We start from the raw sequence: 11,350 nt of genomic DNA, 5'->3' as shown, positions 1-11,350 counted from the left end.
GCCGCCCGTCGTCGTGCTGGTGGCCTACCTGCCGGGTCTGCTGATCCAGATGGTCACCACGGGTCTGGCCGAGGAGCCGGGCTGGCGTGACTTCGCCCTGCCCCGCCTGCAGCGCAGGTTCGGCCCGCTGGGCGGCACTTTCATCCTCGGCCCGCTGTGGGCTCTCTGGCACCTGCCGCTCTTCATGAGCGAGTGGGGCGGGTGGCCGGACGTCACCTGGATGAGGGTCGGCGAGTTCTTCGTCTTCTGCTGCGTCTTCGGCGTGGTCGTCACCTGGGTGTTCAACCGGACCGGCCAGAGCCTGCCGCTGATCATGCTGCTGCACGTCGGGGTCAACAACTTCATGTCGATCGCCTACTCGGAGATGTTCCCGTCGATCGACAGCGCCGTGGACGCCTCCCGGGTCACCCTGCTCGCGGGCACCGTGGCAGCGATCGTGGTACTCGTCGCGACTCGCGGCCGCCTTGGCTACCGTCCGGAGGAGGAACTCACGCCGGAGGTCGCACATCAGAACTGAACGACGTGTCGCAATACGTCAGCCGCCCCGACCAGGCCCGGCCACTCCTGCCGATTGCCGGGTCGGGGAGGTCGTCGGGTATAGGTAAAGCCATGATCTTCCTGAGACGTGCAGCGCGCACCGCCGTACTCACCTTCGTGCTCGTCCCGATCACCGCCGTCCTCACCACCCCGCAGGCGGCGGCCGAACCGCGTAAGCGATCACAGGTGGAGTCCGCGGCCCTCGCCCGGCGCATGCTGGCTCAGCTCAAGGTCGCCAGGCCCCTGTCCATCCGGGGCTACAGCCGCGAGCGGTTCCACTCCCGATCGGCGCACCGCAAGGGCAGGTGCAACACGCGGGAGATGGTCCTGGCCCGCGACGGGCGGAACGTACGCCGCAACGCGGCCTGCCACCCGGTGAAGGGGCGTTGGTACAGCCCGTACGACGGCAAGTGGCTGAAGAGCGAGAAGTACGTGGACGTCGACCACCTGGTACCGCTCGCCTATGCCTGGCGTTCGGGTGCCAAACGATGGAGCCCGGCCAAGCGGCGCGCGTTCGCCAACGACCTGGTCCGCCCCGAACTGCTCACCGTCAGCCACTCCGCCAACATCGCCAAAGGCGGCAAAGGCCCGCAGAGCTGGCGCCCGCAACGTCGCGCCCACTGGTGTCAGTACGCGACCTCGTGGATCACGGTGAAGCGCCACTACCGGCTCTTCGTGACCCGCAAGGAGAAGGTGGCCCTGCTCAACATGCTCCGTACCTGCTGAGGCCGACGTTTGCCGAGGCCGGCCTTGATCCACCGGTGGAATCTCGGGCGGGACATCTTCAGGGTTCGGCACAGCCGCTTTGAGCTTTACGCCGAAGGCGTCCCTACGGTCGTCGACGAGCTGGAAGCGGCTCACCGGTTGGTACCGGTCCCCCGGCGCCGAGCACACGGCACGAGATCGGCACCGGGGGTGAGGGTTTGTGCCGCGGATCCGCAGGTCTGCACCGCGGATCCGCGGTCGGTCACGTCGAGACGATCGTCAGACGGCCGTGCGCGACCACTGCTGGTTGGTGCCGCTGTTGCACGGATACTGCTTGAGGATCACGCCGTCCGCGGTCGACGCGGCCGGTACGTCCACGCATTTGTTGCTGTGTCGTGCCCGGAGCTGGAAGTAGCTGCCGTTGCTGACCATCTGGAAGTGCTGGTTGCTGCCGAGGCCGCAGGTGTACTGGACGAGCTCGGCGCCGTCGGCGGTCGAGGCGCCCACCACGTCAAGACACTTTCCGCTGTGGCGGCTGACGATGCGCCAGTAGCCGCTGCCGACGTCCTGGAACTGCCACTGCTGCCACGCGTTGCCGTTGTAGGTGTACTGGCCGACGCGCGCACTGTCGTTGGTGCTCGCTCCTTGGACGTCCATGGCCTTGCCGCTGTGGCGCGCGTTGATCCTGTAGGTCACCGTCGGCGGAGGGGTGACGTCGCCGACGGCGTCGCCCCAGGCGTACCGGACCCGGTTGGCGCCGTGGCCGTTGCGGACGGTCACGCTGAGGTTGGTGCCGCTGCCGCTCAGGGCGTACATCGAGTACCAGTCGTAGCCGATGTTGCCCGGCTTGCCGCCGAGGGCGGGCCAGTAGGTGCCGCCCATCTGGTTGTCCCGCATGACCTGGGCCATGGCGCGGAGGTAGCGCACGAAGTTGTCGGTGCTGGTCGGGTCGCTGTAGTTGAGGCCGGTGGACATCGGCGCGCCGAACTCGGTCGCGACCGCGCGGTGGGCGCAGTTGCCCAGACGCGTCTGAATGTGGCTCCGGAAGCCGTCGTAGGTCATCGGGCCGTAGAAGAAGGCGTAGTAGTGGAAGGACAGCAGCGTCGAGTTGAAGCGGCTGTCGTTGCAGATGTCCCGCAGGTCCTGGCTGAAGCCGGTGCCGCCGATGAGCACCCGGCCGGGCACCGCCGAGGTGTGATAGCCGAGCCAGTTCGCCGCGACGTTGCGCCACTCCGCCGACGAGTAGCCGTGCGGCTCGTTCATCGGCTCGAAGTAGACGTTGCTGTTCGAGCCGTACGTGTTGATCACGCTGGACCACATCGTGTTCCAGGCGGTGAGATTCGTGATCCTGCCGTTGGAGGCGGCGCCGTCCTCCCAGTAGGCCAGGATGACCTTGAATCCACGCTCGGCGGCGGCGTCGATGGCGCCGCGGTAGGAGTTCCACCAGGTCGTGTTGGCCACGGTGTGAGTGTTGATGGGCAACCGGATGGTGTTGATGCCCATGATGTATTCCATGTGGTCGTAGAGCGAGTTGGCCTTGGCGCGAACCGTCGCGTTGCTGTCGGACTGGCTCAGTCCCTGCACGACGAGCGTGCCGGTGCTGAAGTTGTCACCCAGCACGGCCCAGTTCATGCCTCGGAACTGGCTGGTCTCGGCATTGGCCGGCGGCGCGGAGACGACGAGGCCTGTCGCTGCGGTGAGCGCGGCCACCACAAGGGCGATCAGTAGTCGGCGCAACGACCGAGTGCGCCGCGACGGTCCTGATGAGTAACCATCAGACGCCATGATCAGTGCCATAAATGTCCAATCACTGGGGAGGGAGGGACGCCGCGGGTGCCCTTCCCGGGAATCAGTAAGGAGACGGCGAGGGGCGACATCACAGCTGCGCGCTCACGGCTGGGCCTGAGGGGGAAGGGGGGCGCATCGACGGACGCACGGAGAATTGTTAGCGATAACATTTCTGCGTGCATCTCGTCCCTGTGGGCTTGGCGATGGGGCGATCGGTTCTCGATGAAGGCCCGACGATCGGGTCGCATTCATGTTTCTATTGCATTTCCGCAAAGTGTCAGGGTTCGCAAGGCGGGATGTCAATATCTCGCTACCAGAAATTCATCCCCATGCAGTCGGCATTCTGCGGCGGTGGCGATGCCGGTCTCCGGACCGGAGGTGGCTATATCGCCTGTTCAGCCCTCTTCGGTGCTTGGCAGCCGGAATCTCCATGGCCACTCACGACGAGGAGGCCTTCGTCGTCCGGACGGCCACCGCACGACCGGCGAAGCTCGGACACCACTACCTGGAAACGCGCCACGGAGTCCGGCGAGGCGCCCGAGCGGCCGTTACAGCCTCAAGATCACCGGAGCCTGCTCACGAAGTGGGACAGGCATACTGTCGGCCATGGCTTCTCTTGTGCACCACGTGAGCATCGACTGCGCGGACACCTACCGGCTCGGGACCTTCTGGGCCGAGGTGCTGAACACCAAGATCAGCGAAGACGATCACCCTGGTGACCCCGAGGCACTGGTCGAGGCGGAGGGCATCTCGATCCTGTTCATCGCCGTCCCCGAGGGCAAGACGGTCAAGAACCGGATCCACTTCGACATCCAGCCCACAGACCGCACTCGCGAAGAGGAAGTCGAGCGTCTGCTCTCCCTCGGTGCCACTCTGGTCGCCGACCGCCGCCGTCCCGACGGCTCCGGCTGGGTCACCCTCGCCGACGTCGAGGGCAACGAGTTCTGCGTCGAGCGCAGTGCCGCCGAGCGTGCCGCCACCGCGTCCTGACCTTTCTTCGGGTGCCGGGACGACCGGCGACAGCATGAATCCCGTACCGCGATCAGCCTCTCGGGGTCGGCCGTCCGGTCGACCGTCTCGTGGGAGAAGGCGGCCGGGATCTTCCCGCGCGGGACCGGCATCGTGCTGCCCGGAGCCCACTACCCCTGGGTCACCGCCCCGGAGACCTTCGCCGAGGCGATCGACGGATTCCTCGACGGTTAGGGGACACCTGCTTCGCGATGCGTCGCCATGAGCGAAGACGCGTCGTCGTGAGTGAAGACGCGTCGTCGTGAGTGAAGACGCGTCGTCGTGAGTGAAGACGCGTCGTCATGAGCGAACCGGTGGGCGGCGTGGGCACACCGCTCGGTCGCGGGAGCCCTTGACGCCCTGGGCGGATCGGAAACCCGGCAGGTGCTTCGTCACTCCCGGGTGGTGATCTCCTTCGCGGTGGCGAGGAGGCGTTTGGCGGTGTGCTCGATGTCCAGGTCGACCATCGACACGATGCCGAGGCTCGCCTCGAGTGAGCGCCCCTCACCGTCGTAGAGCGGCACGGCGATGCCGACCGCGCCCGGTGTCAGGTTTCCGCGCGAGACCGCGTATCCGCACTTTCGTGCCTCGACGACCGCGGCCGGGTCGTCGGCCCTGGGCGGCCGGGCGAGCATGATGGCGAGGCCGCTCGCCCCCTGGTCGAGCGGATGCCGGGCACCGCTGCGCTGGGACAGGTGGAAGATCGCGTCGGACGGCTCGACGACCGCCAGCACCACGGCATCGGCCCCCTCCGACATGACGCACTGCGTGGTGACGCCGAGCTCTTCGGCCAGCGTGCGCAGGTAGGGGATGACCGCGCGCTGGAGCTGCGGGTTGGCCTGCCGGGCGAGCTGGATCACGCCCAGCCCGAGCCGGTAGCGCCCCGAACTGCCCTCGGCGGCGAGGCGGTGATTGCGGAGCGTGGTGAGCAGCCGATAGACCGCCTGCCGGTGCATGCCCAGCGCCGTGGCCAGCTCCGCGACGGTCATGTCGCGGTCTTCTACGGCGAGCAACTCCAACAGTCTCAGGCCGCGATCCAAGGTCTGGGATCCGTTGCCCTGATTGGCGCCGTCTCCGGCGCGATCATCAGCGTTCACGCCAAGCCACCCCCACCGCTGTTAGCATTCCTAATGCGCACTGTATCTATATTGAACAAACCTGATGTAACTTGTCGCATGAGAGTCAACTTCTGACAGTCCGATCGGCTGCGGCATTACGCCCGGCGATCCGGCCGAACGCGAGACATTCGGCGATGCTACCGCCACCTGTCGGATAAAGCAGGCCGTGTAATGATCCTAGCTCACCGGCGGAGTAGAGATTGTCTATCGAACCTCCGCGAATCGCGGCCACGCGTGCTTTCGCGTCGCGTCGCGGACCGCCGACCGTATGCGAGCCACCCGGCCATAGCTGAACCGCGAAATAGCGGTCGCCGCCGATGGGGGCCAGCGTGACGGGGTCGCGGCCGAAGTCGGCGTCGACGCCCGCCGCGCAGTGCTGGTTGTAGCGGGAGACCGTCTGCTCCAGCACGGCCGGATCAAGTCCGCAGGATCGGGCCAGATCCGGTATTGACCTGGCCGAATGTATCCAGCCACGCCGCAGTTCCGCCTCGTTGTCCTCACTCCAGGCGTAGTCTCGCACCGGTCCCGCGGGGCCCGAGTAGGTCGGGACCAGCGTCGCCCGCTCGAAACGGGCTTGATCGAATATCCACCACGTCGGAATCCTCGGGTAAGTGAGCTGATCGGCGTCCATCGCCAAAAGCGCCAGATGGGCGGCGTGCTGCTTTCCCGGTTCGCGGATGAATCGCCGGCCCGACCCGTCGACGAAGATCGAACCCGGTGCCGGCTCGCCTTCGGCCGGCCCGAACCGGCCTGATCCCCACAGATCGACGGCCGTTCCGCCGGTGTATCCGTCGCCGGGGAATCTCGCTACGAAATGCCCTGGCCAAACATTCATGTGCCACAGTTCGGCGCCGATTTCCGTCGCCATGGTGATGCCGTCTCCGGTGTTGTGCTCGGTGCCGTAGAAATGCACCGGAGTGACCGGCAGGTAGTGCGTTTTGAGCCGTTCACTGGCCTCGTAGCCGCCGACCGCCAGCACGACGCCGCGGCGTACGCCGATCCGCTGGACCCCGTCGGCGCCGTCGGTCTCCACCCCGACGACCGCGCCTCGCGCGTCGGTGAGCAGCCACTTGGCCGCCGTCGCGTACCGGACCTCGATTCCACGCTCGGTGACCAGGCTCCGCAGGAAGCCGTGCATCGGGCAGCCGGTGTAGCCGTCGGGCCCGCTCGTGGGCTGCGCCTTGTAGACGCGGATCGACTCGTGGCCGGGCAGGGAGGGGTGCTCGCCGCGGATGTTCAGCTTCTGGTACTTGCCGCCGTGCCGGTCGAGCCAGGCCGGGGTGGCCGCCGTCTCCTCCGCCCAGGTGCGGATCAGATCGGGATCGATCATGGCCAGCTCGCCGTTGACCGCGTACAGCGCGGACAGATACTCCACCGCGCCGTCGACGTCCTCGGGCACGAGGAAGAAGCCGGCGGCGTAGCGGCTGTTGGGCCGGTGATCGTCGGCCGGCTGCTTCTCGATGACGAGTACTTCCGCGCCCTCGTCGTGAGCGGTCACCGCGGCGACCGCGCCGGCGTCGCCCAGACCGAGTACGACGACGTCGACGGTCCGATCAAAGGAACCGGTGTGGTGCATCGCGACCTCCTTGGCCGAGGGCTGTCATCACGACTGTCCGGTGAGTCCGAACAGCTTGGCCGCGTTCTCCTTGAGGATCTTCGGGCGGATCTCGTCCCGGATGTCGATCTTGGCGAAGTCGGCCAGCCAGCGCTCCGGAGTGATCATCGGGAAGTCCGATCCGAAGAGCACCTTGTCCTTGAGCAGTGTGTTCGCGTACTGCACCAACTGGGGCGGGAAGTATTTCGGCGACCACCCGGACAGGTCGATGTACACCTTCGGCTTGTGCATGGCGACCGAGAGCGCCTCGTCCTGCCAGGGGAACGACGGGTGCGCGAGGATGATCTGCAGGTCGGGGAAGTCGGCGGCCACATCGTCGACGTGCATCGGGTTGGAGTACTTCAGCCGCAGCCCGCCGCCGCCCGGGGTGCCCGCACCGGCGCCGGTCTGGCCGGTGTGGAACAGCGCGGTGAGCCGGTGCTCGGCGATGACCTCGTAGAGCGGGTAGGCCATCCGGTCGTTCGGGAAGAAGCCCTGAGTGGTGGGATGGAACTTGAATCCGCGGACGCCGTACTCCTCGATCAGCCGCCGGGCCGCCCGCACGCCCGCCGCGCCCCGATGCGGATCGACGCTCGCGAACGGGATGAGCACGTCGCCGTGCAGTGCCGCCTCCTCCGCGATCTCCTCGTTGGTGGGCGTCTGCTCCCGGCCGCTGACGTACATCGAGTCGACGCCGAAGACGATCGCCGCCATGTTCCGCTCGCGGTAGTACTCGGCGATCATGGGGACGGTGAACCTCTTGACCGCGCCGGCCTTGAAGTAGTCGGCCATCGCCGCGAAGTTGTCGTTTCCCGGCTTCGGCGCCTCGTGGACGGAGAGCTGCACGTGGGTGTGCACGTCGATCGCGTCGAGCGCGGCGATGTCCATCACGTCGCCTCACCTTCGTCGGTGACGATCGCGGTGGCGGTGCCGGACAGCACTTCCACGCCCGCCGCGTTCACCGCCGAGACGGTGAGCTCGGCGCGTCGCTGCCCGTCGACCGTGTCCACCGAGGTCACGGTCGCCGTCGCGGTGATCGTGTCGCCGGGCCAGACGGGCGCCTTGAACCGGGCCCGGTAGCGCCGGATGTTCTCGTGCCCGAACCAGTCGGTCAGCACGCGGCCGGCCAGACCCATGGTGAGCATCCCGTGCGCCATGACGGTCGGGTTGCCGGCGATCTGGGTGGCGAACGGCTCGTCGGTGTGCAGCGGATTGAAGTCGCCGCCGGCGCCGGCGTACATCACGATCTGTGTCCGCTTGAGGTCCGTCACGACGACCTGGCGCACTTCCTGGTCGGTGGTCACGGTCATCGGCCCGCCTTCGGGGTGTCGTCGCTCTTGGGGGTGACCGTAACGGAGACCGTGGTCGAGCGGGCGACCAGTTCTTCCTCGGTGTCGAAGAAGTCGACGTGCCGCTCGGCGAAGTTGAGCACGCCCTTCCCGCCGGTCTTCTGCCATGTCCTTCCCTCCCGCTTGCGGGCCGTCAGCGTCTCGCCGATCCGGAGCGGGCGGAAGTACTCGAACTCCTGCTCGGCGTGCAGGCCGCCGCCTCCGCCGGATGACACGCCAGGCCCGGACCCGGAGCCGTTCCAGGGCCGGTCGGGGCGCATCCGCAGCCCCCAGTCCGGGTCGAACTGGGCGAAGGCGATCGGGAAGGTGGGCGGGACCACATCGGCGTCCTCACCCAGGGCGCGGGCGAAGGCCCGCACATGGCCCTGTTCGATCGGGAACGGTATGCCGGTCACGACGCTGTCTCCTCTGCTTGCAGGTGGCGGGTCGCCACGTCACGGGCCGACGCGCGGTTGATCTTTCCGGCCGGACTCCTGGGGAGCGAGTCCACCCTGACGATCCGGCGCGGGCGCTTGTAACCGGCGAGCCGCTCGGCCACGTGCCGGCTCAGTGTCTCGTCCTCGATGTCGCCGAGCGCGCTCGCCGGGGCGACGACGGCGGTCACGATCTGGCCCCAGCGGGGATCGGGAACGCCGACGACGACGGCGTCGGTGATCTTCGGGTGGGTGAGCAGCACCTCTTCGACCTCCTCGGGGAAGACCTTCTCGCCGCCGGTGTTGATCACGCCGTCGCCCCGGCCGAGCAGGATCAGCCTGCCGTCGGCGTCCAGCGAGGCGAGGTCACCGGGCGCCGAGTAGCGGACGCCGTCGATGACCCGCCAGACCCTCGCCGTCCGTTCCGGGTCCTTGAGATACCCGACCGGCTGCGGTCCGGCGCTGGCCAGGATGCCGATCTGTCCGGTGCCCGGCGTGATGTCCTGGTCGTTCTCGTCGAGAACCCGGGCCACGGGGGCGAGGGTGAACCGCCCGTCCACCAGGTCGGCCTCCGAGCGTGCCATGGCCATCCCGAAGGGCCCGCCCTCCGAGGCCGAGATGTTGTCGATCAGGGTGAGGTCGCCGCCGTGCCGCAGCAGTTCCCGCTTGATGCCGACGCTCCACACGACGCCGGAGCTGGTCATCTTGCGCAGGCTGCCGATGTCGTACGGCTTGCCCGCGCTCTGGGCGGCGGCGAGGGAGTCCACCAGCGGGCGGCCGAACGCGTCGCCGACGATGACCATCTCGGTGACCGCGTTCTGCTGCACGGTCCGCCACACCTCGTCCGCGTCGAGGGATTTGGAGGTGCAGAAGCAGATCGTGCCGCCGCCGTACAGGGAGCGCAGCGTCTGCAGCAGGCCGGTGCCGTGGATGAGCGGCGACATCGGCAGCACGACGGGGGCGGTGAACCTCTCGTGTAGCTCGCGTACCCGCGCCCGCACGTCGTCCGGTGTCTTCGGCGCGTCCATACCGTGCTGGCGGAAGACCGACGCGATGATGCCCAGCAGCCCGTCACGGTCCCAGACGACACCCTTCGGCCGGCCGGTCGTTCCGCCGGTGAGCAGGATGATGCCGTGCGGCGATTCGGTGTCCGTCTCCCGGTGGACCGGGCCGTGCTCGGCCGCCCACTCGAAGGGCAGCGCCGGCGCGAGCGGCTCGCCTTCCGATCCGACCTCCAGAAGCAGGTTCAGCCCGGGAAGGTCGTCCATCCGGTGGACCTGGTCGGCCAGACCGGTGTCGTAGACGAAGGCGACCGCGTCGGTGTAGTCGAGCACGTAGTGCAGCTCTGGGGCGAGATAGCGATAGTTGATGTTGACCGGCTGCGCGCCCAGCTTGAACGCGGCGAGGATGGTCTCCAGATACGCGAACGAGTTGTACAGGGAGATGGCGACGGTCGAGCCGACGCCGACCCCGCGTTCCGACAGCACCCCGGCCAGGCGGGCCGCGCGGGCCTCCAGTTCGGTGTAGCCGATCGACCGGTCGCCCTGGATCATCGCGGGCCGCTCCCCCGCGGCCTCCGCCGCGGCGCGCAGGGCCGTGGCGATGCTCATCCTGCGCTCGGTGGGGGAGTCGGCGGGGGAGGAGGTGGGGATGGGATCAGGCAAGGTGGCCTCCGATTCGGGTGTGACCGCGTAGCAGATCGCGCGAGATGATGAGCCGCTGCACCTCGTCGGTGCCTTCGAAGATGCGCATCGCCCGGACGGCGCGATACCAGCCTTCGAGGGGAAGCTCCTTGGTGTAGCCCATTCCGCCGTGGATCTGCAGCGCCCGATCCACGACGCGGCCGACCATCGCGGTGCAGAAGAGCTTCGCCATCGCCGACGCGTGTCTGGCGTCGGCCCCCCGGTCGACGTCCCAGGCGGCCCGGAGGGCGAGCCATCGGGCCGCTTCGAGCTCGGTCTCGGAGTCGGCGATCATCCACTGGATCGCCTGGTTCCTGCCGATCTTGCGGCCGAAGGTCTCGCGCAGGCCGGCGTAGTCCACCGCCATCGTCAGGCAGCGCTCGGCGATGCCGACGCAGTGCGCGGAGATCACGTAGCGTCCTTTGCCGACCCAGCGCATGGCGAGCTGGAAGCCGCCGCCGACCTCGCCGAGGACCTTGCCGGCCGGCACCCGTACGTCGTCGAAGGAGAGCGAGGCGGGCTGGTGCCAGCTGCCCATCGTGCTGATGGGCGAGGAGGTCCAGCCCGCCTCCCGGTCGACGAGGAACGCGGTCGCCCCGTGGCGGGCGCCCTTGTCCCTGTCGGTCAGCGCGATGACGATCGCGTAGTCGGCGTCGTGGCCGTTGCTGATGAAGGTCTTCTCGCCGCTGATCAGCCAGTCGTCGCCGTCCCGCCGCGCGTACGTGCTGATCGCCCCGGCGTCCGATCCCGCGCCCGGCTCGGTCAGCGCGAAGCAGCCGAGGCGCTCGCCCTCGATCGTCGGCTTCAGGTACTCCTCCTGCTGGGCCGCGTCCGCGCCGTACAGGATGTTGTCGGCCTCCCCGCCGAAGCGGAAGGGCACGCAGGTCTTCGCGAGCTCGATGTGGATCAGCGACTGGGTGACCGCGGGGAGCGCCATCCCGCCGTACTCCTCTGGCGTGCTGAGCCCCCAGAAGCCGAACTCGCGCGCCTTGGCCCGCAGCCGGCGCTCCTCGTCCCTGGGCAGCCTCGCGCCACCCTCGCGCACCAGCCTGAGGAAGTCCTCCTCAAGCGGGAGGAGCTCCTTGGCGACGAAGGCGCGCACGGTGTCGCGGATGTCCCGCTGTTCGTCACTCAGCTCGAAGTCCATCGGATCTCC

General features: G+C 68.1%; 11 protein-coding genes. 3 read left to right on the top strand and 8 right to left on the bottom strand.

The genetic code is table 11. From position 1 onward, the window contains the following. A partial coding sequence (locus tag ACIBH4_RS31005; RefSeq protein WP_362519659.1) for a CPBP family intramembrane glutamic endopeptidase occupies positions 1-517 on the top strand: 517 nt, incomplete at its 5' end. 92 nt (positions 518-609) lie between these two features. Next, a complete protein-coding gene (locus tag ACIBH4_RS31000; RefSeq protein WP_362768444.1) occupies positions 610-1,263 on the top strand; it encodes an HNH endonuclease family protein in 654 nt (217 codons plus the stop codon). A 258-nt stretch (positions 1,264-1,521) separates the two neighbouring features. Here the strand turns inward: ACIBH4_RS31000 and ACIBH4_RS30995 are convergent, their stop codons facing one another. Further along, a complete protein-coding gene (locus tag ACIBH4_RS30995; RefSeq protein WP_362519665.1) occupies positions 1,522-2,979 on the bottom strand; it encodes an RICIN domain-containing protein in 1,458 nt (485 codons plus the stop codon). Between the two features lie 657 nt (positions 2,980-3,636). Here ACIBH4_RS30995 and ACIBH4_RS30990 point away from each other — a divergent pair. Then, positions 3,637-4,020 (top strand): VOC family protein, encoded by a 384-nt coding sequence (locus ACIBH4_RS30990; protein WP_362519668.1) that lies wholly within the window; start codon positions 3,637-3,639, stop codon positions 4,018-4,020. A 410-nt stretch (positions 4,021-4,430) separates the two neighbouring features. On the opposite strand, the gene ACIBH4_RS30985 is transcribed toward ACIBH4_RS30990, so the two are convergent. From ACIBH4_RS30985 to ACIBH4_RS30955, 7 genes are all read right to left on the bottom strand, one after another. Continuing rightward, on the bottom strand, positions 4,431-5,135 hold the full coding sequence (locus tag ACIBH4_RS30985; RefSeq protein WP_362519671.1) for an IclR family transcriptional regulator: 705 nt from the start codon (positions 5,133-5,135) through the stop codon (positions 4,431-4,433). A gap of 85 nt (positions 5,136-5,220) precedes the next feature. Beyond that, positions 5,221-6,732, bottom strand: coding sequence for an FAD-binding protein (locus ACIBH4_RS30980; protein WP_362519674.1), 1,512 nt, complete (start codon positions 6,730-6,732; stop codon positions 5,221-5,223). A 27-nt stretch (positions 6,733-6,759) separates the two neighbouring features. Further along, entirely contained in the window at positions 6,760-7,638 is an 879-nt protein-coding gene (locus ACIBH4_RS30975; protein WP_362768555.1) for an amidohydrolase family protein, read from the bottom strand. Next, positions 7,638-8,060 (bottom strand): MaoC/PaaZ C-terminal domain-containing protein, encoded by a 423-nt coding sequence (locus ACIBH4_RS30970; RefSeq protein ID WP_362519677.1) that lies wholly within the window; start codon positions 8,058-8,060, stop codon positions 7,638-7,640. Before ACIBH4_RS30970 ends, ACIBH4_RS30975 begins: the two co-directional genes overlap by 1 nt. Then, positions 8,057-8,494, bottom strand: coding sequence for a MaoC family dehydratase N-terminal domain-containing protein (locus tag ACIBH4_RS30965; protein WP_362768447.1), 438 nt, complete (start codon positions 8,492-8,494; stop codon positions 8,057-8,059). The genes ACIBH4_RS30970 and ACIBH4_RS30965 overlap by 4 nt, the downstream gene beginning before the upstream one ends. Then, the gene (locus tag ACIBH4_RS30960; protein WP_362768450.1) at positions 8,491-10,176 is read right to left on the bottom strand and encodes an AMP-binding protein; all 1,686 of its coding nucleotides are present in this window, start codon (positions 10,174-10,176) and stop codon (positions 8,491-8,493) included. Before ACIBH4_RS30960 ends, ACIBH4_RS30965 begins: the two co-directional genes overlap by 4 nt. Next, positions 10,169-11,341, bottom strand: coding sequence for an acyl-CoA dehydrogenase family protein (locus ACIBH4_RS30955; protein WP_362768453.1), 1,173 nt, complete (start codon positions 11,339-11,341; stop codon positions 10,169-10,171). Before ACIBH4_RS30955 ends, ACIBH4_RS30960 begins: the two co-directional genes overlap by 8 nt. Positions 11,342-11,350 lie beyond the last annotated feature (9 nt).

This window comes from Streptosporangium sp. NPDC050284 (assembly GCF_044459525.1).
GTDB lineage: Bacteria > Actinomycetota > Actinomycetes > Streptosporangiales > Streptosporangiaceae > Streptosporangium.
Note: the sequence above shows the minus strand (reverse complement) of the source record. Positions and strands in the feature narration are given on the sequence as shown.